This window comes from Thermogemmatispora sp., assembly GCF_019683755.1.
GTDB lineage: Bacteria > Chloroflexota > Ktedonobacteria > Ktedonobacterales > Ktedonobacteraceae > Thermogemmatispora.
The window spans coordinates 1-3,783 of record NZ_JADGHT010000404.1 but is presented as its reverse complement, the minus strand read 5'-3'; the positions used below and the strand labels follow the sequence as shown (position 1 = coordinate 3,783).

Sequence of the window (3,783 nt, the reverse complement as noted above, 5' to 3'; positions counted from 1 at the left end):
ATTGCAGAACATGCAGCCCTCCCTCCCACTCCCTACCCTACTATTCTGCCCACCGCGATCCGCTGTGCACCCCTTCGAGGACGACCAGCCCCAAGCACTGACATCACTCTAGCGGCCTGAGAGCATTGACGGCATGCCACGCCTCATCTCCACGCCTCCTATCCCACGTCACCGACTGCATGACCCCAGCCTGGGTCTGCCTGGCCTGGAAGCAGAGAAGAGAAGGCCCGGAGATGAAACGTTGCCTTGTGCCACTAGCGCGCCGAGCTGCACAGCCAGGTCAGAGAAGAAAGGTAGGCTAGCCTACCACCCGGACCGACGACAGGCTTGCGAGTGAGCGAGCGGGTACCGAGGGACAAAGGTAGACCAGCAGACAGGCGAGCAGACGAGCAAAGGAACTGCAGGCAAGAGAGCGAGCGGCCTACTAGCGGTATTTCCCTCCCCGCGAAGAAGCGGAGCGCCTGCCACTGTCGTGGCGCCCACGCTCTCGGCGGGCACTGGCCGACGAGAAGGCTTCCTCTGCTGGTTCCTCATAGACCTCGCCCTCAGCAGGTTTGACTACATCGACACGCCAGCCGGTGAGCTTGGCCGCCAGGCGGGCATTCTGCCCATCTTTACCGATGGCAAGCGATAGCTGCTTCTCAGCAACCACCACCTGGGCGGTACGATCAGCCTCGCGCAGCTCGACTCGCAGCGGCTTCACAGGGCTGAGAGCATTGGCGACGAACGTGGCCGGGTCAGGGCTCCACAGGATAATATCAATTTTCTCATCGTTCAGCTCGCGCACAATATTATTGATGCGCGAACCCCGCACCCCGACGCAGGAGCCGATGGGGTCTAGCCCCTCTTGATGGGCCACCACCGCCACCTTGGTCCGGCTGCCCGGCTCGCGGGCAATAGCCTTGATCTCGACTGTACCTTCGTAGATCTCCGGCACCTCAGCCTCAAAGAGCCGTCGCACTAGGTCGCGATGGGAACGCGAGGCCACAATCTGTAAGAGCCGCCCCTGAACACGACGTACATCAACAATATAGACGCGCAGTCGCTGGCCGACTCGATAATGCTCGCTGGGAACTTCCTCGCTGAAAGGCATCAGCCCCTCGACCTTATCAACGCGGTCAAGATCAAAGTCGAGCAGCCAGCCCCGCGCCGGATCACGGCGCGTGATCGTCCCTAAGCGAATCTCCCCGATCCATTCCTTCAGCTGCTCGTAAAGATGCTCATGTTCGGCCTCGCGAATGCGCTGCAGGATCACCTGCTTGGCCGTCTGAGTTGGGATACGCTCGAAGATATGCGATGAATCCACTTCAATCGTCTGTCCCAGGGCAGCTTTCGGTATGAGACGCTGGGCCTCCGCCAGCGAGATTTCCTCGTTGGGATCTTTGACCTGGGCAACCACTCGCTTGGTGGTCCAGACGTGGACCTCGCCGTTCTTGTCCACCTCGATGCGCACGTTGTCCCCGCCCCCGAAGCTCTTGCGGTAGGCTGATAAGAGGGCATTGGCCACGGTCTCCATCACCACTTCGCGGGGCAATCCTTTTTCGGCAATCAACTGCGCTATAGCAGCCTGAAATTCACTTCTCATGATGCCTTCTCCCTCCCGCTCGCTGGTCGCCCAGTAGACACTTACTGCAAGTTGTTCGAGTGCAAAGAAAAGGTCCCTGGCAAGCAGAAAAGTGGGGAGTCCCCACTTTTCTCAAGGTTCCTCTATGTTCTGTCAACTACCCCACGACAACAGTCGAGGGGCTTGCCCGCAGCCTTATCCGCCCGGGCCTCGGGGCTGATTGACAACAACCCTCTGCCCCACAGGACAGTATAAGCAAGAGATAGCACATTGCTGGCTTGCCCCGCTCCCCCGGCACCAGGTGAGACAAAGCCATCGCTGACTTGCGATCAGTGCCTTTGGCCTCACACGTATGAGGAAAGCTTGAGAGGGACCGAGGCTCAACCTCACGCAGACGACAAGTAGGGAGATGCATCCCTCCCTCCCTACCTGAAGGCTGAGGTTCCCAGCGACCCATCCTTGTAGTATTATATCATGTTATCTTTTTCAACGCAAGGCAAGGCGATGAGCTTGCGATTCGTTTCCTCTCCCCTTGATTTTTCTCCCAAGACAGACTATACTCTAAATGACTATTTAGTGTACATTTGACACTTTCTATGACCTAGCGAGAGGCCGGCAGGCCGAAGGGAAGGACGTGCCACACCCCTCATGATCTGGGCTGGGCTGGCCTCGCGCTCGCTGCGTTAGCGTTCTCTAGGCGGGCAGGCCGGCAGGCAGAGCGAGCCGACACCTTTCTGTTCCATGCTTGTGACGTTCTGCTCTTCTTTTTTACTGCGCTTTGCCCGACGACAATGGCCTGTCTGGATGAGGGAGTATACTGATGAGTGAACGATCTCTGGCTCCAGCTCTTTTCGATCCGCAGGATGCCTTTAGGGGTCCTTACGCCGCCCGTATCGCGGAGTTTAGTGAGGCCGGGAGGCGGGCGGGCCTCGCCCCCGCTAGCACGGACCGCGAGCGCATCGCGCTGGTCTTGGTCGACTATCAGCATGACTTTGTTGACCCTGGCGGCACGCTCTCTGTCCCAGGCTCTCAGGAGGATGTCGCTCGCCTGCTGACCTGGTTCTATGCCAACGCCGATCGCATTACGACGATTTACGCCTCACTCGATACGCATTTACCGTTCCAGATCTTCTATCCAACCTGGTGGCAGAACCCGCAGACGGGCGAGCATCCTGCCCCGTTTACAACGATCAGTGTCGAGGATGTCCAGGAAGGCCGCTGGGCCCCCTTGCGCGAGCCAGAGTGGTCGCGCCAGTATGTGCAGGCTCTGCGTCAGCATGCCCGTAAGGAGCTGATGATCTGGCCTTATCATACGATGCAGGGCACACTGGGCCATATGTTGGTGGCCCCGCTCAGCGAGGCCCTGGCCTGGCATAGTGCTGCCCGTCAGACACAGCCCCACTATATTGTGAAGGGCTTGACCCCACGCACGGAGTTCTACGGCATCTTCGGCGCCGAGGTGCCCGATCCTTCCGATCCCGCTAGCCAGCTTAACACTTCTCTGCTCGAGACCATCATGCAGCATGATCGCGTTTTCCTGGCTGGGGAGGCGAAGTCTCACTGTGTGCTGGAGAGCGGTCGCCAGCTTGTGCAGCACTTTAGTGAAAGGCCCGAGGTGCTCCAACGCCTCTACGTGCTGCGCGATTGCACTAGCTCTGTCCAGCATCCTACCATCGATTTCGATGCCCTGGCTGAGGAGGAGCTATCTCGCTGGGCGCGCCTGGGTGTCCACCTGGTCCGCAGCACCGACGGGCTGCTGGCTTGAGCACACAGGGGTGAGCAGGCGCGTGAGTAAGCAGGCGAGAGGGGCTGACTGACTCTCGCCTGTCTACGAACTTGCCAACTCATCGGCTGGTTGGCTGGCTGGCTGATCGATCAGGCTTTCTCTGGCGTCGAGTCCTTCTCTCCCTGCTCCGCTCGCTTGCTCTAGCGCTCCTCGGCATGGCTAGGCATGACCAGGCGTGGGTTAGGCTACTTGCTGGGCTAGAGGCCGTCAGTCGCGCCCGCTACCGCGTTCCTGCGAACCAGGCTCTTTCTTCTCTTTCTCCCGATGCATGCGCAGGATTTTGATCATGTATTGCTCGGAGTTCAAATAGTAGGGATTGCGCCGGATGAATTTGCCTACGACGGAGATAGGATGAAGCTTGAGCATCTCCACTACGAGGCTGGGCAGCAATTTCCCGTAATCGTAATGCATCAGGGCAATAATGGGCCGGTTC

The 3,783-nt window shown here is 59.0% G+C and carries 2 protein-coding genes and 1 pseudogene; 1 reads left to right on the top strand and 2 read right to left on the bottom strand.

What is annotated here, in order from left to right:
- Nucleotides 1-424 precede the first annotated feature (424 nt).
- Nucleotides 425-1,585 carry a transcription termination factor NusA gene (gene nusA, locus IRZ24_RS17950; protein WP_297167320.1) on the bottom strand — a complete coding sequence of 387 codons (1,161 nt, stop codon included), beginning with the start codon at nucleotides 1,583-1,585 and terminating at the stop codon, nucleotides 425-427.
- Between the two features lie 799 nt (nucleotides 1,586-2,384).
- Here nusA and IRZ24_RS17945 point away from each other — a divergent pair.
- The gene (locus IRZ24_RS17945) at nucleotides 2,385-3,329 is read left to right on the top strand and encodes a hypothetical protein (RefSeq protein ID WP_297167318.1); all 945 of its coding nucleotides are present in this window, start codon (nucleotides 2,385-2,387) and stop codon (nucleotides 3,327-3,329) included.
- 228 nt (nucleotides 3,330-3,557) lie between these two features.
- On the opposite strand, the pseudogene IRZ24_RS17940 reads toward IRZ24_RS17945, so the two are convergent.
- A pseudogene (locus IRZ24_RS17940) lies at nucleotides 3,558-3,783 on the bottom strand (hypothetical protein); the annotation flags it as partial.

What these genes read in the sequence shown, in the direction of transcription:
- nusA (WP_297167320.1), bottom strand. Translation starts at nt 1,585, where the DNA reads ATGAGAAGTGAATTTCAGGCTGCTATAGCGCAGTTGATTGCCGAAAAA.
- IRZ24_RS17945 (WP_297167318.1), top strand. Translation starts at nt 2,385, where the DNA reads ATGAGTGAACGATCTCTGGCTCCAGCTCTTTTCGATCCGCAGGATGCC.